Source organism: Pseudomonas sp. AN-1 (assembly GCF_034057115.1).
Taxonomy (GTDB): Bacteria; Pseudomonadota; Gammaproteobacteria; order Pseudomonadales; family Pseudomonadaceae; genus Geopseudomonas.
Genome location: NZ_CP139195.1, coordinates 1501090 through 1520088 on the forward strand (window position 1 = coordinate 1501090; position 18999 = coordinate 1520088).

Annotated in this window: 28 protein-coding genes, 2 other RNA genes and 1 pseudogene; 8 read left to right on the plus strand and 23 right to left on the minus strand. The window is 67.6% G+C overall.

Translation table 11 applies throughout. The features are described from left to right. The first annotated feature begins 133 nt into the window (after positions 1–133). Positions 134–460, plus strand: coding sequence for a hypothetical protein (locus SK095_RS06900; RefSeq protein WP_320548384.1), 327 nt, complete (start codon positions 134–136; stop codon positions 458–460). A gap of 65 nt (positions 461–525) precedes the next feature. Here SK095_RS06900 and SK095_RS06905 read toward each other — a convergent pair whose 3' ends face one another. The 19 genes from SK095_RS06905 to SK095_RS06995 all read right to left on the minus strand — a co-directional run bounded on the left by SK095_RS06905 (position 526) and on the right by SK095_RS06995 (position 8675). Beyond that, positions 526–729, minus strand: a complete 204-nt coding sequence (locus SK095_RS06905; protein ID WP_320548385.1) for a hypothetical protein — start codon at positions 727–729, stop codon at positions 526–528. Positions 730–857: 128 nt separating this feature from the next. Next, complete coding sequence (locus tag SK095_RS06910; protein ID WP_320548386.1) at positions 858–1289, minus strand: Mor transcription activator family protein; 432 nt, start codon at positions 1287–1289, stop codon at positions 858–860. Continuing rightward, positions 1286–1702: a regulatory protein GemA gene (locus tag SK095_RS06915; protein ID WP_320548387.1), complete on the minus strand. Its 417-nt coding sequence runs from the start codon at positions 1700–1702 to the stop codon at positions 1286–1288. The genes SK095_RS06910 and SK095_RS06915 overlap by 4 nt, the downstream gene beginning before the upstream one ends. Further along, positions 1699–1884 (minus strand): hypothetical protein, encoded by a 186-nt coding sequence (locus SK095_RS06920; RefSeq protein ID WP_320548388.1) that lies wholly within the window; start codon positions 1882–1884, stop codon positions 1699–1701. Before SK095_RS06920 ends, SK095_RS06915 begins: the two co-directional genes overlap by 4 nt. Continuing rightward, positions 1881–2054 carry a hypothetical protein gene (locus tag SK095_RS06925; protein WP_320548389.1) on the minus strand — a complete coding sequence of 58 codons (174 nt, stop codon included), beginning with the start codon at positions 2052–2054 and terminating at the stop codon, positions 1881–1883. The genes SK095_RS06920 and SK095_RS06925 overlap by 4 nt, the downstream gene beginning before the upstream one ends. Then, positions 2051–2332 (minus strand): hypothetical protein, encoded by a 282-nt coding sequence (locus tag SK095_RS06930; RefSeq protein WP_320548390.1) that lies wholly within the window; start codon positions 2330–2332, stop codon positions 2051–2053. Before SK095_RS06930 ends, SK095_RS06925 begins: the two co-directional genes overlap by 4 nt. Further along, positions 2333–2405, minus strand: an RNA gene (locus SK095_RS06935) — hammerhead ribozyme type II. Continuing rightward, complete coding sequence (locus SK095_RS06940) at positions 2403–2573, minus strand: hypothetical protein (RefSeq protein ID WP_320548391.1); 171 nt, start codon at positions 2571–2573, stop codon at positions 2403–2405. Before SK095_RS06940 ends, SK095_RS06935 begins: the two co-directional genes overlap by 3 nt. Before the next feature lie 10 nt (positions 2574–2583). Further along, positions 2584–2991: a hypothetical protein gene (locus SK095_RS06945; RefSeq protein WP_320548392.1), complete on the minus strand. Its 408-nt coding sequence runs from the start codon at positions 2989–2991 to the stop codon at positions 2584–2586. Between the two features lie 5 nt (positions 2992–2996). Beyond that, positions 2997–3067, minus strand: an RNA gene (locus tag SK095_RS06950) — hammerhead ribozyme type II. Continuing rightward, positions 3066–3320: a hypothetical protein gene (locus tag SK095_RS06955; protein ID WP_320548393.1), complete on the minus strand. Its 255-nt coding sequence runs from the start codon at positions 3318–3320 to the stop codon at positions 3066–3068. Before SK095_RS06955 ends, SK095_RS06950 begins: the two co-directional genes overlap by 2 nt. A 15-nt stretch (positions 3321–3335) precedes the next feature. Then, on the minus strand, positions 3336–3542 hold the full coding sequence (locus SK095_RS06960; protein ID WP_320548394.1) for a hypothetical protein: 207 nt from the start codon (positions 3540–3542) through the stop codon (positions 3336–3338). A gap of 1 nt (position 3543) precedes the next feature. Beyond that, complete coding sequence (locus tag SK095_RS06965) at positions 3544–4167, minus strand: DUF3164 family protein (RefSeq protein WP_320548395.1); 624 nt, start codon at positions 4165–4167, stop codon at positions 3544–3546. 14 nt (positions 4168–4181) lie between these two features. Beyond that, positions 4182–4334 carry a hypothetical protein gene (locus SK095_RS06970; protein ID WP_320548396.1) on the minus strand — a complete coding sequence of 51 codons (153 nt, stop codon included), beginning with the start codon at positions 4332–4334 and terminating at the stop codon, positions 4182–4184. Next, positions 4321–4665, minus strand: coding sequence for a helix-turn-helix transcriptional regulator (locus tag SK095_RS06975; RefSeq protein WP_320548397.1), 345 nt, complete (start codon positions 4663–4665; stop codon positions 4321–4323). Before SK095_RS06975 ends, SK095_RS06970 begins: the two co-directional genes overlap by 14 nt. After that, entirely contained in the window at positions 4662–5294 is a 633-nt protein-coding gene (locus SK095_RS06980) for a hypothetical protein (protein WP_320548398.1), read from the minus strand. Before SK095_RS06980 ends, SK095_RS06975 begins: the two co-directional genes overlap by 4 nt. Before the next feature lies 1 nt (position 5295). Next, positions 5296–6036 carry an ATP-binding protein gene (locus SK095_RS06985; RefSeq protein WP_320548399.1) on the minus strand — a complete coding sequence of 247 codons (741 nt, stop codon included), beginning with the start codon at positions 6034–6036 and terminating at the stop codon, positions 5296–5298. A 37-nt stretch (positions 6037–6073) separates the two neighbouring features. Next, the gene (locus tag SK095_RS06990) at positions 6074–8332 is read right to left on the minus strand and encodes a Mu transposase C-terminal domain-containing protein (RefSeq protein ID WP_320548400.1); all 2259 of its coding nucleotides are present in this window, start codon (positions 8330–8332) and stop codon (positions 6074–6076) included. A 4-nt stretch (positions 8333–8336) separates the two neighbouring features. After that, entirely contained in the window at positions 8337–8675 is a 339-nt protein-coding gene (locus tag SK095_RS06995; protein ID WP_320548401.1) for a helix-turn-helix domain-containing protein, read from the minus strand. A 241-nt stretch (positions 8676–8916) separates the two neighbouring features. On the opposite strand from SK095_RS06995, the gene SK095_RS07000 reads away from it, so the two are divergent. Further along, the gene (locus SK095_RS07000; protein WP_320548402.1) at positions 8917–9570 is read left to right on the plus strand and encodes a helix-turn-helix transcriptional regulator; all 654 of its coding nucleotides are present in this window, start codon (positions 8917–8919) and stop codon (positions 9568–9570) included. Between the two features lie 280 nt (positions 9571–9850). Beyond that, positions 9851–10531, plus strand: a complete 681-nt coding sequence (locus SK095_RS07005; protein ID WP_201487702.1) for a glutathione S-transferase family protein — start codon at positions 9851–9853, stop codon at positions 10529–10531. 16 nt (positions 10532–10547) lie between these two features. Here SK095_RS07005 and SK095_RS07010 read toward each other — a convergent pair whose 3' ends face one another. Both SK095_RS07010 and msrB read right to left on the minus strand, forming a co-directional pair. Next, complete coding sequence (locus SK095_RS07010; protein WP_136490050.1) at positions 10548–11441, minus strand: ATP-binding protein; 894 nt, start codon at positions 11439–11441, stop codon at positions 10548–10550. A 201-nt stretch (positions 11442–11642) separates the two neighbouring features. Further along, positions 11643–12038: a peptide-methionine (R)-S-oxide reductase MsrB gene (gene msrB / locus SK095_RS07015; protein WP_201487701.1), complete on the minus strand. Its 396-nt coding sequence runs from the start codon at positions 12036–12038 to the stop codon at positions 11643–11645. Positions 12039–12206: 168 nt separating this feature from the next. Here msrB and SK095_RS07020 point away from each other — a divergent pair, with 168 nt between their 5' ends. The 4 genes from SK095_RS07020 (at position 12207) to SK095_RS07035 (ending at position 15637) form a co-directional block, all read left to right on the plus strand. Then, on the plus strand, positions 12207–13418 hold the full coding sequence (locus tag SK095_RS07020) for a pyridoxal phosphate-dependent aminotransferase (RefSeq protein WP_136490048.1): 1212 nt from the start codon (positions 12207–12209) through the stop codon (positions 13416–13418). 49 nt (positions 13419–13467) lie between these two features. Continuing rightward, positions 13468–13920 carry a hypothetical protein gene (locus SK095_RS07025; RefSeq protein WP_320548403.1) on the plus strand — a complete coding sequence of 151 codons (453 nt, stop codon included), beginning with the start codon at positions 13468–13470 and terminating at the stop codon, positions 13918–13920. A gap of 90 nt (positions 13921–14010) precedes the next feature. After that, a complete protein-coding gene (htpX, locus tag SK095_RS07030; RefSeq protein ID WP_320548404.1) occupies positions 14011–14886 on the plus strand; it encodes a protease HtpX in 876 nt (291 codons plus the stop codon). A 100-nt stretch (positions 14887–14986) separates the two neighbouring features. Further along, positions 14987–15637 (plus strand): DUF2959 domain-containing protein, encoded by a 651-nt coding sequence (locus SK095_RS07035; protein ID WP_320548405.1) that lies wholly within the window; start codon positions 14987–14989, stop codon positions 15635–15637. A gap of 38 nt (positions 15638–15675) precedes the next feature. On the opposite strand, the gene SK095_RS07040 is transcribed toward SK095_RS07035, so the two are convergent. Beyond that, positions 15676–16332, minus strand: coding sequence for a thiopurine S-methyltransferase (locus SK095_RS07040; protein WP_320548873.1), 657 nt, complete (start codon positions 16330–16332; stop codon positions 15676–15678). A 108-nt stretch (positions 16333–16440) separates the two neighbouring features. Between SK095_RS07040 and SK095_RS07045 the strand changes: the two genes are divergently transcribed. Further along, a complete protein-coding gene (locus SK095_RS07045; RefSeq protein ID WP_320548406.1) occupies positions 16441–17208 on the plus strand; it encodes a class III extradiol ring-cleavage dioxygenase in 768 nt (255 codons plus the stop codon). A gap of 70 nt (positions 17209–17278) precedes the next feature. Here SK095_RS07045 and SK095_RS07050 read toward each other — a convergent pair. Further along, positions 17279–18998 (minus strand): annotated as a pseudogene (locus SK095_RS07050) (DEAD/DEAH box helicase). Position 18999 lies beyond the last annotated feature (1 nt).

Consider the following 18999-nt stretch of genomic DNA (forward strand, 5'->3'; position numbering starts at 1 on the left):
GTGGGGACAAGAGCAGGAATCGGTTCAGCGCTGGCGAGACAGTGCTAGATGAGCTGTTTCAGCGCCTGGACATCTGGGTTCCGGCGCCGCTGCTCTGCTACAGTCCGGCCACTTCATACCGGGAGGGAAACCCATGCGCAAGATCATGACGGCCGGCCTCATGGCCATGTTACTGGCGGGCTGCGCCAGCAGCGGGCAGCGTATCACCCAGGACAAGATGGATCAGGTTATCAACGGGCAAACCACCCGCTCCGACTTGATCACCCTGTTCGGCGCCCCGACCACCGAGACCTACAACTCGGACGGCTCCCAGCTCCTGGCGTGGGGCTATGCGCACATCGGCTTCATGGGGATCGGCACCGAAGTTCAGAGCCTTTCCGTCAAGGTTGGCCCGGATGGGCGCGTCGATGGATTTAGCCGCACGGGCAGCACGCCACAACCCGCCAGGCTGGGCCGATAGCCACGCCGAAACAGACCGTTAAACGAGAGAAGCCCCGCACAGTGCGGGGCTTCTTTTTGACCCATTCAGTAGTTCTGCCAAGATTGCCGCAACCCCACCTGCGCCTTGTCGTACTCACAGTGCAGCACATCCAACAGACAGGCCAGATCGTGGCGATCAACTACGCTCAGATCCGGCTCAGGGGAAAGCAGATCGGCCACTGCTCTCAAGCAGCGACCCAGCATGTTCAGGCGCTCGAGATTGGCCTGGAAAGTTTCTTGCTCCGACATCAAACTGCTCCATCGACAGAAAAGTCGATACCCATCATATGGGGGCGTTTAACGCACGCAAGCCAACTCGATGTATTTTCTGCACAGGCAGACCTTGGTTACAGATTCCGAGGACTGTGGTAGCCCTCTCAGTGGAACAACGTCCCCTGCTCCGGCTCGGGCAGGAAGCGCCCGAGGATCTCCCAGACCCAGCGGTCGCTCAGCTTGTACTCGCGGGCCAGCTCGGCGACCAGGTCGCGGGCGCCGCGGCCCTGGCGCACACCAGCCTCGAAGCGGCGGTGGATCTGCAGGTCGCGCAGGCGGCGCAGGGCCGCGTCGCACTTTGCCAGGTACAGCTCCTCGCCGGCGTAGTGGTGGTGCAGCTGCTCCTCGATATCGCTGCCGACCAGCTCGGCCAGCGCGGCGCGGCGGGCCTCGCCCTCCCCGCCTCGACCTTCGGCCACTCGCCAACTGATCCCACCGAGTTTCTCGACCACCACCAGTGTGGCGGGCAGGCCCAGACGCTGAGACATCTCGCGCACGCTGCGCGGCAGTAGCTCCTGAACCTGCTCCAGTTTCACCTTGTGGGCCTCCCATGGCGTCCGGCGTCGATGATCAGCGCCTGCATCAGGCGGGTCAGCTGGTTGTCGTCCAGCCATTCTACCCGAGCGATCCGGAACATCCGTTCGGCCATGGAATCGGCATAGGACCAGGGCCTCCCGGCCTCGGCCAGCAGCGCCTCGACCTTGCTCATCACCGCCTGGCGGCTGCGCGCGAGCTTCGGCCGCGCCCGCCCGGCGCGCGGATTGCTGGTCGGCTGCCAGCCAAGGCGCTGGAACTCGGCCAGTACCGCCGACACCTGGCGCGGGCCGAGGTCCTTGGCCGAAGTGACGCCCGCCACGCGGGCCAGCAGGGCGCGGTAGATGTCGTCGTCCATGCCCAGGGCTTTCTTGGCGATGTGGATCTTCGCCAGGTTGGCTTGGCGCAGGTTCATGCCTTGGCCCTCCGCTTGCGGTCTTCGTTGCAGCAGGCCTTGCAGGCCGCGACCAGTTGGCCGAGGCGCACATGAAAGAACTCGGCATCCGCCGGCCACCACTCGCCGCAGCGGGTGCACTGTTTCTCCGGGCCGTACCAGGTCTCGCGCAGCTTCGGCTGCTGGGTCGGCTGCACGTTCATGCCTCGGCCCTCGCGGCAGATTCGGCACAGGCGCGGCACCAGACCAGCCAGTAGTCCTGTACCTGGAAGCAGTCGTACTCGCCGGTTTCCCGGTCGCGCAGCAGCTGCTCGGGCTGCAGGCCGACGTCGTGGAGCATGTAGGCCTCGAAAGCCTCGCGGTTGTCGCTCATGCGTGACACCTCGCGCGCAGAATTTCCGCAAAGCGTGACGGGTCACGCTCGATCAGTTCGGCGGCGTTGTGGATCAGCAGGGTGATGGCTTCGGCCGGCTCCTCGAACTGGCCGGCCTGGCAGATCCGGGCCAGCTCGGCACGGGTGCCGGCGTACATCTCCATGCGGTACTCCTGGGCGTCGACCGCGGCGCGGTGCGCGCGCTCGCGGTCACGCTGGGCCTGCTTGCGCTCGCGCGCCAGGCGGGTCTTGCGCTGTTCCTTGGTTTCCTTGCTCATAGTTGGCTGCTCGTCAGTACCCGGCCACCACGCCGGGCAGACCAGACCCCGGCGGGGGGGCCTGGTTTCGCTACTTGATCCGGTCGCAGCGGCGGACGCTGCCGTCCCGTCTGACGATCCGCACGTCGGCGCCGCGGCGGACGACGATCACGCCGTCGTCGGCGGACTGGCGAGCGAAGCCCTGGAGCTGCAGGGCCTGCAGGGCAGCGGACTGGGCGGTGCGCTGGGTACTGGTGTGCATGGTCGTCACCTCAGTCCAGGCGGGTGATGCTGGTGTTGTTGGCCAGCAGGTGCTTCTTCAGGGAGTTGAAGCTTTTCCAGTTCGGATGGAAGAGAACGAACTTTCTCGCTTCCATCTTCGCGGCCTCGCGCTTGCCGAAGGCCTTGCGCCATGCCTCGATCTCCTTGCGGGTGTGCATGCTCTTGCTGACCTTGCGGTAGAAGCGGCGCGCCTCCTCATGCAGCGGCTGGCCGTCCTTGCTCGCCTCCATCCATGCCCCCTTGAAGAAGCCATCCACGTACACCGCGGTCGACCAACTCTTGCTCTTGCTGGATGCCTCCTGCACCAGGGTCAGCACGTACAGGTCGCACTGCAGCTTCATCACGCCCCACGGGCTTTCCATCTGCGCCTTGAGCGCATCCCAATCGGCTTGTTCCATCTCTTCCTCGGCTGCTCATCAGTACCCGGCCACCACGCCGGGCAGACCGCCCCGGTTGCCCGGGGCGGTTTCGCTCAGGGGTTGAGGTTCAGGGCGTCATCCAGCGCCGGCCACGGGTGGAACATCACGCCGTTGCGCTCGCCCTGCTGGCCGCTCACCGGCTGCAGGCCGCCGATACGGGGCAGGTGCATCACCCGATTCGCCATCAGCTCGCGGGTGGTGATCGAGGCCAGACCATCCAGCACGGCAGTGACCTGCACCTTGCTGATCGGGGTGCCGGTGACTTTCAGCACATGGGTGATCTCGTCGATCAGGTCCTTCCTGGTCATGGTGGTGCTCCTTGCTCAGTGGAGGGTCTTGCTGGATTCGGCGGCAGCGCTTGCCTCGACCTTGGCCTTCATGGTCCGCACCTCGCGCTTGATGGCGCCGAAGAGAGCCTTGGCGAAGATCGAGCCGTGGCTGTCGCCGCTGCCGAGGTCGTTCTGCGACTCGATATGCAGGCCTTCCTCGGTCTCGCGGACAGTCAGGTGGATGGTGTATTCGCCTGCCATCTCACACCCCCGCGATATCGAGGCTGATGGGCCGGTACTGGTCGCTGTCGCCGATGCGCTCGTACACGCGGATGTAGCTCTTGGAGCCGACCACCTGGCAGGCGTCGCCGATGGCGTCCATGGCGCGCAGCCAGCGCTCGTCGGTGATGTCCAGGCGGCGCAGGGCGAGCACGCGGGCGGTGCGGATCTCGCCCTTGGTGTCGACGCGGAAGGCGTCGTTGACCAGGGTGGCCAGCTCGGGGCGGGCGCCCTCGGTCCACTCGCGCAGGCACTCGTCGATCAGGGCGCGGGCGGCCTGCAGGCGCTCGTCGAAGGCGATCGACTCCTGGACGGCGCGCTGGATCTTGTAGCGGCCGTCGAAGCTGAGCAGGCTCACGTTGCCCTTCTTGCCGCCGATCTTGGCGCCGTACTCGGCGGCGGACAGGTCGAGGAAGGCCTCGATCTCGCCGAAGGCGGCGGCCTTGTACTGCACCAGGGCCTCGTGGGTGGTGCGGGCGCGCTCGACCAGGGCGAGCACCAGCTCGTCGCGCAGCTTGTCGACGGGCTTGATCTGCTCCTCGTGCACCAGGCGGCCCTGGGCGTCGCGGCGGTAGCCGGCGGGGATGGTTTGCGGTTGTGCGGTCATGCGGTGTTGCTCCTTCAGTGGTGGGTCGGCTGCCGTTCCAGGTCGGCGGCGCGGGTCTTGGCAAGGTGGTAGGTGCGGGCGAAGGCGAGCACGCGCTCGCCCTGGCACACGCGCCACATGCGGCCGGCGTTGCGGATCTGCAGGGGTTGTTTCTCAGTGGCGAGCATCGGAGGCCTCCTTGGCGTGGCAGCTCGGGTTGTGTGGGCAGCGCTGGCAGGCGCGCCAGGTCTGCATGGCGATGGGGTTGTGCATGGGCGCCTTCCTGCTGCGCAGCTCGTGGCACTCGCTCTTGGCGATCACCGCGCCCTTGGCCGGGCAGTCCACGGACTCGCCGAGGACGTCCAGCACCTTGGCGGCGATGCGGTCGACCTTGGCGCCGTATTTGCCGGCCAGCACCAGGCTGACAGCGGTGCGCGAGATGCCGAGCCGGGCGGCAACGGCGGTCATGCTGCTGGCGGCGACGGCGCCGCGCAGCAGGTCGAGCCAGGGGGCTGTCATACCGGGATCTCCTTGGGTGGCGTGCGCCACACCACCTTGCCCAGGTTGGGGTCGTAGACCTGACCGGTACGCTGGATCTTGGGGGGCAGCGGGCCGCTGTAGCGGGACGGGATCAGCCGATACCGCGTGCTGCGACCTGCAGTCCGCTTGGCCTGCAGGTAACCGGCGCGGGTCAGCCAGTTCAGGTAGGTCTTGGCCCTGGGGATACTGACCGGCGCCGCGGCACTGGCGAGGCTGGCCAGCTCCTCGGCGGAGGCTTCACCGAGGATGCGCAGGGTCCGCCACATCGCCTCGGAGCCCAGGTGCTTGTTGCAGCGGCTGCCGTCGCGCCGGATGGCCGGGGCTTCGGCGCCGTTGTCCTTGATCAGCGTCTGCAGGCGCTCGCCGCTGCCTTCTTCATGCGCATCCAGCCAGCCGAGATAGCCGCCGTTGCGCAGCGAGCAGGTGAACGCCGAGGTGGTGCCGTAGTTGACCTTGGTCGCCTGGCTCAGGCAGTGGTCGGTGAAGCCGTCGCGGCAAGCACGGATGGCCTCCCACAGCAGCTGTCGGGGCGTCTTGCCACCACGGGTCTCCAGGTGCACGGGTTTGCGCCCATGCATCTTGCGCCCGGGAATCCTGCGTCCCTGCATCTCAGACCCTCCGCTTCGGCGCTTCGCCGGTGTACAGCTCGCGCTCGCCCCAGGTGACCAGATCCATCTGGTCGAGGCCGAGCGTCAAAGCGCTGTCGCGGATCATCTCGAGGTTAACGGCCACACGGCGCACCGAGCCCTGTGCCAGGGTCACCAGGTGCTCGAGCAGGTCGTCGGCCACGGTCACCTGACCGCAGTAGACCGGCGCCAGGCTGCGCGCATCCTCCAGGCTCACCGGCTGCGCCGGCACCCAGCTCAGCACCCGGCCGTGGAAGCGCTCGAACTTGCGCAGCTTGGTCGGCAGCCCCTCCTCGCCGATCAGCAGGATGGCGGCCTGGCTGGCCTCGTAGATGTCGCGCACCAGCTCCACAGAGCCGCGCTCCACCACATGGTCCATCTCGTCGACGATCAGCGGACGGCCGCTGGCGGCCAGTTCCTCGGCCACCTGGTCGGCCATCTCCGACACGGTCGGCGCCGGCTTGATGTTCATCTCGACCAGGATGGCCTTGAGGAAGTGCTTCTTGGTCCAGATGCTGCGAGCCTGCACGTAGTAGGCGCGGCGGGCGTTGGCCACCCAGGCGGCGGACATGGACTTGCCGAAGCCGCTCGGCCCGTAGAAGCACACCAGCCCGGGCAGGCTGGTGGTGCGCGACAGGGCGCGCTCCAGGGCGATGTCGCACAGGCCGAGGTTGGCGATCTGGGCGAGGCCGGGGCCGACGATGGGGGTATTCAGACTGCTCATGCTGATTTCCTTGTCTCTACTGCGATTGATTGCGGTCTTACGCTTGGCGCCGCTGGGCGGCGAATTCCTTGCTCTGCGGGTACAGCTCGTACCAGCGCCTGGTGCGGTGGTCCTCGATCTCCTCGCCGGCGCTGACCCGTTCGTCCAGCGCGCACCACTGGCGGTAGCGCTGGGCCGGGCTTTCCGGGAGGACGAACACCTCGGCCATGGCCGGCACGGCGGCCGGGATCGGCGCCGGCGGTGCGGCCGGCTCCGGCAACCGTTCGGCCTGGACCTCGATGGTCACGGCGGCGAAGCGCTCCTGCAGGCGCTGGGGGGTGATCTCGCCCAGGCCCGGCAGGTTGAGCGGGGCGTCGTGGCTGATGACGTGGACCGGGCGCTGCCGCTCGATCTCGGCGATGTGCGCCTCGTGGCGGGCGATGGCGGCGTCGGCGCGCTTCTCCATGGCCATCTCGTACACGCTCATGGCGCGGTAGCCGCGCACGCTGTCGAGCTTGGCGACGCAGATCAGGCGGCCCTCCAGGGTCTTGACCCACACCTGTTCGCCCTCGTGGATGTCGTAGGCGACCTGCACCTCCTGGCCGTTCCAGTGCTCCAGCTCGGCGTGGTGGTACTTCTGGGTGAACAGAGTGACCGTGGCCCGGCGCACCACCTTGGTTTCGTGCGGGCGGAACAGGTCGGCCAGTTGCTCGCCCTGCACGGCAATCGGGCGCCAGCCGGCGGCCACATGGGCGGCCCAGGCTTCGGCCGGGGTCTGGTGGCGGCGCTGTCCGGTCACCGGGTCGGCGATCTTCGGCAGGCTGCGGTGCGGGGTGTGGTTGTATTCCTCGCACCAGCGGCAGATCAGCTCGCGGGCCTCCTCGAAGCTCTCCACCAGCACCCCGGCGCCGAGCTTCTCGGCCTCGGCCTTGAGGCGACGACGCTCGTCCAGGGCCTCGGCCTTGACCAGTTTCTGGGTGACACGCAGCACTTTCTTCTGCGCCAAGGGGTCCATGCGGCTGGCCATGTAGGTGGCCAGCTCGCGGGCGCGACGATCCAGGTACTTGTTGAAACTCTCGGCGATGCCGTTGGCCTGGCTGTTGCCCGGCAGGTTGTGGACGATGTGGATGCCAGCGCGCGCCTGAATCGAGGTCACCGGGTCGAAGCTGACGCGGTCGTTCTTCACGCTGCCGGTGTTGTCGGTCTGCCACACGGCCGGCACGCCGCCCTCAGCCACGGCGTTGAACAGGCTGCCCATGATCACCAGCATCGACTCGGACAGGCCCACGCTCGGGCGGAACACGTAGCGGGTGGCCACGTCGTGGCTGTGCCAGACCTCGAGCTTCACGTACTTGCCCGACACCGGATGGGGCGCGGTGAACTTGCTGCCCCAGCCGTCGCTGTGCAGCTCCTGCATCGGCTGCATGCCCTCGCTGGTGCGGATCAGGTGATGCTTGTGCGGGTTGAGCGCGCTGCCCTGGTGGCGGCCGCGCTGCTTGTCCAGGCTGGAGAACTTCTCCCGGTACCAGCGCTGCACGGCGTGGTAGCTGGGCGCCTCGATGTGCGCCGGCAGGGCCGCACACATCTCGCGCCAGGCGTCCGACAGGAACGGCTTCTGCGGGCGCTGCATGCGCTCCAGCAGGTAGGGCACCCACGGCTTGACGCTCATGTCCTTCTCGCGCTTGCCGGGGGCCAGTGCCTCGGCACCGCCGTCGCGCTCCTGCTGCAGCCAGCGCTCCAGGGTGCGCACGCTCACGTCGCAGGCGGCAGCCTGCACGTCCTGGCCAGGCAGCAGCTCGGCACTGGGCAGGCCGTCGACCAGGCGGATCGCCCATTCCAGGCCGGACTTGTTGTTGCCCAGGGCCAGCGCAGCCAGAACCTGCGGCTGCAGCTCGCCCCGGGCGGCCCACTCGCGCAGCCGGGCGATGGCGGCCTTCTGGCTCAGGCCGCCGGCGATCAGGCGCTTGAGCATGTTGACTGCCAGCAGGCGGGCGTCGCGGGTCAGGGTCTGGCGGTGGCTCAGCGCGCCGGTCGAGGACAGCGGGCGCAGGGCGACGGCGGTTTCCTGGACGACCGGCAGTGTCTCGGCGGCCGGCGCTGCAGCGGCGCGGGCTTCGGCGACTTCGGTCACGGCAGCCTTCAGCAGAGCGGCGCGGGTCGCCTCCGGGAGTACGGCGATGTTGTATTCGATCGCCTTGCTGCCGAGGCGGCGCTGGCCTTCCCAGCCTTCGCGCTGAGCCCGAAGCTGCACCGCACGCACTGTTCCTGGCATGCCCTGCAGCCCTACCAGTTCCTTGGCTGTGTACCAGTTACGCATGGGCTCAGCCCTCCGCACCCGCTTTAACGTGTTCAAGGGCACAAACTTGTTTATGCTCTTGGTCATAGACTGCGTTGCTTTCCGCGCGCCTTGGCCGCAAGCGGCTTGGTGTGCCATCGACGTTCCAGCGCTCGGGCCACAGCATTACCGGCTGTAGGTCCAAAGCTGCGGCGATGGCGCGCTCCATGCGCGGGTAGGCCGTGCGCTTGGTGTTCTTCACTGCGGTGTCGGAAACACCCAGCTCACGCGACAGCGCGGCCAGCGAGGTACCTCTGGTGCGGAGCTGGAACTTGATCCATTCCCAGCGCAGGAGCGGGTCGATTGGGATTTCGGTTGTGTTCATGCCTTGCATCCATTTCAACCACCTGGCGGGGTGGTTTTTTTGGGCTAGTTAACGTCACTTACGGCACAAACATAGCCGCTTTGTGCTTGGCAGTAAAGCGAAAAGCGGCATTTCGCCAAGCCCAAAGCGGCAATTCTTGGATCATTAGAGCTATGCCATTGTTTTTTAAGGCTTTTTTGGGAAAGCGAAATTTCGCCACCACTAGGGAGCGGCTTTCGTTTTCCTCTGGGGAGAAAGCGAAATGAACGAGGGTCTGGCAGCACGCATCAGACAATGCGCAGAGATAGCCGGAAGCGGCGACGAGCTTTCGCGCTTAACGGCTATCCCACGTCGGACGCTTGAGTACTACCTGACAGGGGAGCGCGAACCGAAGGTGTCTCGGTGCGTTGAAATCGCAAAAGCGGTTGGTGCTGATGTTGGTTGGCTCGTTTCTGGCGAGGGAGAGATTCGCCCCAAGCCCGCTGAAGCCAACACAGCACTCGATGAAGACCGCTTCGCGCTGGTGCCGCTGTACGACGTGACCGTCTCCGCTGGTCACGGCCTGCTCAACGGCGAAGAGAACAAGCTGGCCGACCTGGCCTTCACTCGCTACTGGATCAAGAAGGTCGGCCTTTGCCTCAGCCAACTCGCGGCCATCCGCGTCAAGGGCGACAGCATGGAGCCCACCATCCGCGGCGGCGACACCATCCTGGTGGACATGGCCCACACCCAGATCCAGGACGGCCAGGTGTTCGTCATCCGCGACGGCGAGACGCTCCTGGTCAAGCGCCTGCAGCGCAAGCTGGGCGGTGTGATACGGGTCATCAGCGACAACCGTCTGTACCCAGAGTTCGAGGCCACGGCAGACAGCCTTCACGTGGTCGGCCGAGCCGTATGGAAGGGTGGCCTGATATGACCGGCACACGGTCGGCCGCGCCGCGCATCCCGGCCTCACCAAGGAGGGAGCACTCCCCGCTCACTCCGCGCCAGATAACGCGCATCTTTTTTCAGAACATGCTCAATCCGGTGCAGTTTCGCGCAATCACTGTCGCGCCCCACCCGCACCCCGAATCCCGCGCCACGCCTGGCCTCCAGCCCACCCGGCCCCACCCGGCACCTGCGCCATAAGAGTCACTCCCCCTCACGCGGGCCACATGCTATAAACGATGCCTCCGACCACAACAAGGAATCGCTCCATGAGCCTGATCCTCTACGGTGCCACGCTCTCGCCCTTCGTCCGCAAGGTCCGCCTGCTGCTGGCGGAAAAGGGTCTCGACTACCAGCTGGAAATCGTCGCCCCGTTCAACCAGCCGGACTGGTTCATGGAGATCAGCCCGCTGGGGCGCATCCCGGCCCTGCGCGACGGCGAGCTGACCCTGGCCGACTCCGGCGTGATCGCCCAGTACATCGAGGAGCAGTATCCGGAGGCACCCGCCCTGTACGGCCGCGACGCCGTCGAGCGCGCGCGCATCCGCTGGCTGGAGAAGTACGCCGACTACGAGCTGGCGCCGCTGACCACCTTCTGCGTGTTCCTCAACCGCGCGCTCAACCCGACCATGGGCAAGCCGTGCAACGAGGAGGCGGTGCAGAAGGCTCTCGCCGAGAAGCTGCCCAGGCACTTCGACTATCTGGAGAAGGCCCTCGGCGGCGCCGACTACTTCGTCGGCGACCGCCTGAGCGTGGCCGATCTGGCCTTCGCCTGCCAGATCGCCAACCTCCAGCACGGCGGCGAGTCGATCGACGCCGCGCGCTGGCCGGGCCTGGCCGCCCTGTACGCGCGCCTGTGCCAGCGCGCCAGCCTGCAGGGCGTGCTGCCGGACGAGTGCACCCTGCTAGCCAAGCTGCTGGCCCGCGCGCAGAACGCCACCCCGGCCTGATCGAGCGCCGGCCCGCTCAGCGCGCCTCGCCCTCGAGCAGGGCGAGCCCCACCCAGTGCCGTGCGAACTGCTGGGCGCAGCGACCGTTGCGGTTGCCGCGTCCGCTGGCCCAGCGGATCGCCGCCTTCTCCACCGCCTCGTCCCACTGCCAGTCCAGTCCGGCACGCGCCGCCAGCACGCCGATCCAGTGCTGCACCACCTGCAGATACTCCGGCTGGGTGAACGGATAGAAGGACAGCCACAGGCCGAAGCGGTCGGATAGGGCGACCTTGTCCTCCACCGCCTCGGAGGGATGCACCTCGCCGTCCACCTGCTGCCAGTCGAGGTTGTCGCTCAGCCGCTCGGGAACCAGGTGGCGGCGGTTGGAGGTGGCGTAGAGCAGCACGTTTTCCGGCGCCTGCTCCAGCGAGCCGTCCAGCACGCTCTTGAGCACCCGGTAGTCGCCCTCGCCGGCGTCGAACGACAGGTCGTCACAGAACAGCACGAAGCGCTGCGGCAGGCCGGCGAGCTGGGCGACCACCCGCGGCAGGTCGGCCAGGTCATCGCGCTCGATCTCGATCAGGCGCAACCCCTCGGCGGCGTAGGCCGCCAGCAGGGCGCGCACCAGCGACGACTTGCCGGTGCCGCGCGCGCCCCACAGCAACGCATGGTTGGCCGGCAGGCCGGCGACGAACTGCCGGGTGTTGCGCCCCAGCTGCTCGCGCTGACGGTCCACGCCGAGCAGATCGTGCAGCTGCAGATCGAGGCGCACCTCGAGCGGGCGCAGCGCACCATGACTACCGTTGCGCTGCCAGCGCGCCGCCAGACAGGTCTCCCAGTCGATGGTCTGCACCGGCTCGGGCAACAACGGCCGGACGCGCTCGAGCAGGCCTTCGACCCGCCCCAGGAATTCATTCAGACGACTTTCCACGCAAGACTCCCTGAAAATGACGGCGACGCGCCGGCCGCCGACACCGGCGACCGGGCGGCCACGCCACCCGCAGCCACACAGCGTCGCCCTTCGTATATGGATATCCCCTTCAGCCGGCGCCCTTCCTCCAGGCAGGCCAGCGCCGCGAGACGCTGGAAACCATGCCGACCCGCCAGCCGGCCCGCACCGCGACGGGCCGCCTCAGGCGCGGGGCTTGAGGCGCAGGGCCACCGAGTTGATGCAGTAGCGCAGGCCGGTCGGCGCCGGGCCGTCGGGGAACACATGCCCGAGGTGGGCATCGCAGCGCGCACAGAGCACCTCGACGCGGTGCATGCCATGGCTGAAATCCTCCACCTGGCGCAGCGCCTCCGCGGAGGCCGGCTGGAAGTAGCTCGGCCAGCCGCTGCCGGAGTCGTACTTGGCGTCCGAATCGAACAGCGGCGCATCGCAGCAGGCGCAGTGGTAGGTGCCCGGCGTGGTGCAGTGGTAGTACTCGCCGGTGAAAGGCCGCTCGGTGCCCTTGAGCCGGCAGACCTGGAACTGGCTTTCCGACAGCTCCTCGCGCCAGGACTCCAGCGGTTTCTCGACCTTGTCCATGTAATTCACCTCGCCTTGGAAAAAAGCCCGCCCCTTCCCTTTCACCGGGCACGGGGCAGTCGTATGATGCGTGGCTTTCAGTCTGTCACCCGCGTCTGCGCCTGCCAAGCCGCCCCCCGGACGATTTGCGCCAGCGCCGAAGCGGGCGGGTCATATCGGGGTCCCCTCATGCAGGTCAGCAAATCCAACAAGCTCGCCAACGTCTGCTACGACATCCGCGGGCCGGTACTCAAGCACGCCAAGCGCCTCGAAGAGGAAGGCCACCGCATCCTCAAGCTGAACATCGGCAACCCCGCGCCGTTCGGCTTCGAAGCCCCGGAGGAAATCCTCCAGGACGTGATCCGCAACCTGCCGATCTCCCAGGGCTACAGCGACTCCAAGGGCCTGTTCAGCGCGCGCAAGGCGGTGATGCAGTACTGCCAGCAGAAGAACATCGAAGGCGTCACCATCGAGGACATCTACCTCGGCAACGGCGTGTCCGAGCTGATCGTCATGGCCCTGCAGGCCCTGCTCAACAACGGCGACGAGGTGCTGATCCCCGCCCCCGACTACCCGCTGTGGACCGCGGCCACCAGCCTGGCCGGCGGCAAGGCGGTGCACTACCTGTGCGACGAGCAGTCGAACTGGTACCCGGACATCGACGACATCAAGGCAAAGGTCAGCAGCAACACCAAGGCCATCCTGCTGATCAACCCGAACAACCCGACCGGCGCGGTGTATCCGAAGGAAGTGCTGGAGCAGATCGTCGAGGTCGCCCGCCAGCACAACCTGGTGATCTTCTCCGACGAGATCTACGACAAGATCCTCTACGACGGCGCCGAGCACATCTCCACCGCCTCGCTGGCCCCGGACGTGCTGTGCCTGACCTTCAACGGCCTGTCCAAGTCCTACCGGGTGGCCGGCTTCCGCTCCGGCTGGGTGATCATCTCCGGTCCCAAGCACAAGGCGCAGAGCTACATCGAGGGCCTCGACATCCTCGCCAACATGCGCCTGTGCGCCAACGTGCCGGCCCAGCACGCGATCCAGACCGCGCTGGGCGGCTACCAGAGCATCAACGACCTGGTCCTGCCGCATGGCCGCCTGTACGAGCAGCGCAACCGCGCCTGGGAACTGCTCAACGACATCCCCGGAGTCAGCTGCGTCAAGCCGATGGGCGCGCTCTACGCCTTCCCGAAGATCGACCCCAAGGTCTGCCCGATCCACAACGACGAGAAGTTCGTCCTCGACCTGCTGCTCTCCGAGAAGCTGCTGATCGTCCAGGGCACCGCCTTCAACTGGCCGTGGCCGGACCACTTCCGCGTGGTCACCCTGCCGCGGGTCGACGACCTCGAGCTGGCCATCGGCCGCATCGGCAACTTCATCAAGGGCTACCGTCAGTAAGCCACTCCCGGCCCGCCGCCCCTTCCGGGCGGCGGGTGCGAGCCTCGCCATGCACCTGCAGATCGACGACTTCTACCAGGACGCCAGCCGCGCCCTACTCGCCCTCTACCGGGCCTTCCCGCGCAAGACCACCCTCTACATCGACGACCTGATCGGCTACCACGAGCCCGACGAGTACGGCCTGCCCGCCGCGCGCCACCAGAGCTGCCTGGGCACCCTGCTGTGGCTCGGCGAGGAAGGCTACCTGCGCCACGAAGGCACCATCCGCCACGAGGCGCTGGAGCAGGCGGTACTCAGCGAGAAGGGCTTCCTGCGCCTGAGCGGCCGCATCGCCGACGCGGCGCTGACCGACAGCCATCTGCCGCCCAGCGTGCTGCGCGTGCACGCCACCCTCGCCTGGCAACTGCAGGAAAGCCTGGCCAGCGGCGACAGCGAACGCCTGATCCGCCATGCCCGCCTGCTCTTCGCCCCGAGCCAGAGCGGCGCAGGCGACACAGTTTGAAATAGCGCTGCGGTTGAATTGCCCCCCGGGGCAGCCTTATATAGCCGCCTAGACTCATCGCGACTCTGCCGCAAGGAGACGGTTCAAATCATGATGCGTATTCTGCTGTTCCTGGCCACCAACCTGGCCGTACTGGTGATCGCCAGCATCACCCTGAAGCTGCTCGGGGTGGATCGCTTCACCGGCCAGAACTACGGCAGCCTGCTGATCTACTGCGCCGTGTTCGGCTTCGCCGGCTCGCTGATCTCGCTGTTCATCTCCAAGTGGATGGCGAAGATGAGCACCGGCACCGAGATCATCAGCCAGCCGCGCACCCGCCACGAGCAGTGGCTGCTGCAGACCGTCGAACAGCTGTCGCGCGACGCCGGCATCCGCATGCCCGAGGTCGGCATCTTCCCGGCCTACGAGGCCAACGCCTTCGCCACCGGCTGGAACAAGAACGACGCGCTGGTCGCCGTCAGCCAGGGCCTGCTCGAGCGCTTCTCGCCCGACGAGGTGCGCGCCGTGCTGGCCCACGAGATCGGCCACGTGGCCAACGGCGACATGGTCACCCTGAGCCTGATCCAGGGCGTGGTGAACACCTTCGTGATGTTCTTCGCGCGCATCTTCGGCACCTTCGTCGACAAGGCGATCCTCAAGAACGAGGAAGGCAACGGCATCGGCTACTTCGTCGCGACCATCTTCGCCGAGCTGGTACTGGGCATCCTCGCCAGCATCATCGTCATGTGGTTCTCCCGCCATCGCGAGTTCAAGGCCGACGCGGCCGGCGCCGACCTGGCCGGCACCGGCGCGATGATCAACGCCCTGCAGCGCCTGCGCGCCGAACAGGGCCTGCCGGTGCACATGCCCTCGAGCATGACCGCCTTCGGCATCAACGGCGGCCTCAAGCACGGCCTGGCCGGCCTGCTGATGACCCACCCGCCGCTGGAAGACCGCATCGAGGCGCTGATGCAGCGCGGCCGCTGATCGGCGACTGCGGCAAGGTTTCACACTGGGGGCGACGCGAGTCGCCCTTTTTTTGTCCGCTCGCTACCATGGCGCCGTCATCCGTCAGCGAGATCTCCCGATGCGCCAACCCCTTCCCCTGCTGTTCGCCGCCGCCCTGTTCCTGCTGGCCGGCTGCCAGAGCACCTACTACGCCGCCATGGAAAAGGTCGGCGTGCACAAGCGCGACATCCTCGTCGACCGCGTCGAGGCGGCGCGCGACGCCCAGCAGGAGGCCAAGGAGCAGTTCCGCGACGCCCTGGAGCGCTACCGCAGCGTGGTGCAGGTCGACGGCGGCGAGCTGGAGGAACGCTACCGGGCGCTGGACAGCGAATACCGCGCCAGCGAGGACAGCGCCAAGGCAGTGCGCGCGCGCATCGCGGCGGTGGAGGACGTGGCCGAGGCGCTGTTCGACGAATGGGAAGGCGAACTGGCGCAGTACAGCAACGCCAGCCTGCGCAGCGCCAGCGCCCGCGAGCTGGCGCGCACCCGCCAGGACTACCGCAGCCTGATCCAGCGCATGAAGACCGCCGAACGGCGCATCGAGCCGGTGCTCAGCGTGCTGCGCGACCAGGTGCTGTTCCTCAAGCACAACCTCAACGCCCGCGCCATCGGCGCACTCAAGGGCGAGTACCGCACCCTGCAGGGCAACGTCGACCAGTTGCTGCGCGACATGCAGCGCGCCATCGACGAATCCGACGCCTTCGTGCGCCGCCTGCAGAGCGCCGGCTGAGGCTGGCGGGGCCGCCGCGCCCCGCCTTCCCCCCCGGATCAGCGGCGGGTCAGTCGGTAGACCCGCTCGTGCAGACGACTCAGGCCACGCTCGACGAAGCGCCAGTTCTTGTCCCGCACTTCGTACTCACCCAGCAGCTCGATCTGCCAGCCCTCCCCGTAGAGCGCGTGCACCTCGGCGTCACTCACCGCGAACGGCGGACCATCCATCTGCTCCTGGGGATAGTCGAGGGTCACCAGCAGGCCGCGACAGCCGCTGGGCAGCAGTGTCTGCAAGTGAGCGACATAGCGCCGACGCATCTCCGGCGGCAGGGCGATCAGTGCGGCACGATCGTAGTAGCCGCTGCAGCCGGCGGCCTGCGCCGGTACCAAAGCGAAGAAGTCCCCCTGCAGGAGCGCAATGCCCTCCGCCTCGTGCCGCTGCAGCCCGCCGTCGCTGCTGACTGTGGCGTGCAGCCCCTGCTCGGCGAAGAAATCACCGACCGCCTTCGCGGCCAGCTCGACACCGAGTACCCGGCAACCCTGCGCAGCCAGCCAGGGCATGTCCAGGCTCTTGCCACACAAAGGCACCAGCACCTCACTGCCTGCCGGCAGCTGCAAATTGGCCCAGTGGGCCTGCAGATAGGGGTTCACCTCCCGGAGGTGAAAGCCGATCTCGTTGCGCGTCCAGCGCGCCTGCCAGAACTCTTCGTGCATCGGGGCCTCCCTTCGATTGCCGGATTCGATATCAATGGTCGAAAACTTATGCTGGATTTCGATCATTGGCCTGCCGAAGATAGCAACATCGCCATCCGGAGACACCCCATGCTGCCCAGCCTGTTCATTTCCCACGGCTCGCCGATGGTCGCCCTGCAGCCCGGCGACACCGGCCGCGCCCTCGCCCGCCTGGCCCGCGAGCTGGCCAGGCCCAGGGCCATCCTGGTGGTGTCCGCGCACTGGGAAACCAGCGACCTGCGCCTGACCTCGGCGCCGCGCCAGCAGGCCTGGCACGACTTCTACGGCTTCCCGCCGGCGCTCTACGCGCTGGACTACGAGCCGCCGGGCGCCCCCGATCTGGCCCTGGAGATCGTCGAACTGCTGGAGGACGCCGACCTGCCGGCGCACCTCGACCCGCAGCGCCCGCTCGACCACGGCGCCTGGGTGCCGCTGCTGCTGATGTACCCCGAGGCCGACATCCCCGTGCTGCAGCTGTCGCTGCCCAGCCGCCAGGGGCCGGCGCTGCAGACCCGACTCGGCCGCCTGCTCGGCGACCTGCGGGCGCGCGGCGTGCTGCTGATCGGTTCGGGCAGCATCACCCACAACCTGCGCGAACTGGACTGGGACGCCGCCCCCGGCACGGTCGAGCCCTGGGCCCGCGAGTTCCGCGACTGGCTGGTCGCGCATCTGGCCGCCGACGACGAGGCCGCCCTGCACGACTACCGCCAGCAGGCCCCCTGGGCGGTGCGCAGCCACCCCAGCGACGAGCACCTGCTGCCGCTGTTCTTCGCCCGCGGCGCGGGCGGCGCCTTCAGCGTCGAGTACGAGGGGTTCAGCAAGGCCACCATCGCCATGGACATCTACCGCTTCGGCTGAGCACCGGGCATTCGCCGGCACAAACAAAAACGCCCCGAACCAGGCGGGGCGTTTTCGTGTCAGCGCAGGATCAATCTTCGTGGTAGCGACGCAGGCGCAGGGCCTTGCCGGCGACACGGGTTTCCTTCAGGCGACCGAGCAGACGCTCCAGGCCCTCTTCCGGCAGCTCGACCAGGCTGAAGGTCTCACGCACCTGGATGCGGCCGATGGCTTCGCGCACCAGCTTGCCCTCGTTGATGATGGCGCCGAGCAGGTTCTTGGCGGCAATGCCGTCGCGCTTGCCCAGCGCGGTGCGGCAGCGCACGCGGCCTTCGGCCAGCGGCTCCATCGGGCGGCGGGCGCGCGGCTCGCCGCTGCGCTCACCACCACGCTCGCCGCGCTCGCCAGCCGGCGCACGCTCGCGGGCCGGAGCCGGGGCCAGCGGCTGCTCGCGGCGCACGCCTTCCAGATCAAGGGCCTGGCCCTGGGTCTGCTTGGCCAGCAGCACGGCGGCCAGCACCTCGGGGGTGCACTCCAGGCGACGGCACAGCTCGGCGCAGACCTGGCCGCGGCTGGCTTCGGCGTCTGCCAGCAGCGGCTGGAGGCTGTTGGCCAGACGCTGCAGACGCGCTTCCAGCACGGTTTCGGCATCCGGCATCTTGATCTCGGCGACCTTCTGCCCGGTGACGCGCTCGATCACCTGCAGCATGCGGCGCTCGCGCGGGGTGACCAGCAGCAGGGCACGGCCTTCGCGACCGGCACGGCCGGTACGGCCGATGCGGTGCACGTAGGACTCCGGGTCGTACGGCATGTCGATGTTCAGCACGTGGGTGATGCGCGGCACGTCGAGGCCGCGGGCGGCCACGTCGGTGGCGATCACGATGTCCAGCACGCCGTTCTTCAGCGACTCGACCACGCGCTCGCGCTGGGCCTGGGCGATGTCACCGTTCAGCGCGGCGGCACGGTAGCCGTTGCGCTCGAGCATCTCGGCGATGTCGAGGGTGGCTTGCTTGGTGCGCACGAAGCCGATCAGCGCGTCGAACTGCTCGACCTCGAGCAGACGCAGCACGGCGGCCTGCTTCTGGTCGGCATGCACCATCAGGTGAGCCTGCTCGATGCGCTCGACGGTCTGGGTCTTGCTGGCGATCTTGACGTGCTTGGGCGACTTCAGGTTGCGCTCGGCGATGGCGCGGATCGACGCCGGCAGGGTCGCGGAGAACAGCACGGTCTGGCGGCTTTCCGGCAGGGCCTGGAAGATCGCCTCGATGTCCTCCATGAAGCCGAGCTTGAGCATCTCGTCGGCCTCGTCGAGAACCAGGCGCTGGACGCTGTTCAGCAGGTTCTCGTCGCGGCGCAGGTGGTCGCACAGGCGGCCCGGGGTGGCGACCACCACCTGGGCGCCCTGGCGCAGGGCCTTGAGCTGCGGGCCCATGGGCGCGCCGCCGTACACCGCCACCACCTTCACGCTGCCCATGTCGCTGGAGTAGCGCTCGAAGGCGGCGGCGACCTGCAGGGCCAGCTCGCGGGTCGGGGTGAGGATGAGGATCTGCGGCTCGCGACGGGCCGGGTCGAGCAGCGACAGCATCGGCAGGGCGAAGGCCGCGGTCTTGCCGGTGCCGGTCTGCGCCTGGCCGATCATGTCGTGGCCGGCGAGGATCACCGGAATCGACTGCGACTGGATGGCGGACGGCTCTTCATAGCCGACCGCGGTGATCGCGGACAGCACGGCCGGGTGAAGATTGAGCGCGGCGAAGCCGCCAACGATGGATTCGGTCATGGGTATTTGCCTCGTGTAATCCGCAAAGACCCATG